Below are 697 nucleotides of genomic sequence, written 5' to 3' on the forward strand. Positions count from 1 at the left end.
GCTGGGGCACCGCTACCTGGCCGAGCAGGCCGCGCGGGCCTGCGACTGGCTGCACATCTTCGTGGTGCGCGAGGACGTCTCCTTCTTCCCGTTCGCCGAGCGGCTGGAGATGGTGCGCCAGGGGGTGGCGGACATCCCCAACCTGACGGTGCACGCCGGGTCGGAGTACCTGATTTCCAAGGCCACCTTTCCGGGCTATTTCCTGAAGGAAGAGGCGCTGATAAGCCAGGCGCACGCGGCGCTGGACCTCATCATCTTCCGCCAGTATATCGCCCCGGCGCTCGGCATCACCCGGCGCTTTGTCGGCACCGAGCCGTTCTGCCCGGTGACGCACCAGTACAACCAGGACATGCACCACTGGCTGGAGCAGGACGGGCGGGTGCCCGCCCCGGCCCTGACGGTGGTGGAAATCGAACGCACGCGCGAGCACGACGGGCAGGCGATATCCGCCTCGGCGGTACGGCGGCTGCTGCGGCAGCGCCAGTTCGACGCCATCCGCCAGATTGTGCCGGCGACGACGTTTGCGCATCTGCAGCGCTATGGCGAGCTCGCCTGCGCGTGACGTGTTTTTAATGTATCAGGCAGGAAAAACCAACATGAAAATTATCAAGGAAGCCCTGGCGGGCACCTTCGAGTCCAGCGACCTGCTGGTCCGGGTGTCCCCGGCGCAAGGCCCGCTGACGGTGGTGATAAACAG

The 697-nt window shown here is 65.7% G+C and carries 2 pseudogenes; both read left to right on the forward strand.

The window, feature by feature from the left end:
• Positions 1-562: pseudogene (locus tag DZE2538_RS00045) on the forward strand ([citrate (pro-3S)-lyase] ligase); the annotation flags it as partial.
• Positions 563-596: 34 nt separating this feature from the next.
• Positions 597-697: pseudogene (locus DZE2538_RS00050) on the forward strand (citrate lyase acyl carrier protein); the annotation flags it as partial.

The sequence above is a fragment of the Dickeya zeae NCPPB 2538 genome, assembly GCF_000406165.1.
GTDB lineage: Bacteria > Pseudomonadota > Gammaproteobacteria > Enterobacterales > Enterobacteriaceae > Dickeya > Dickeya zeae.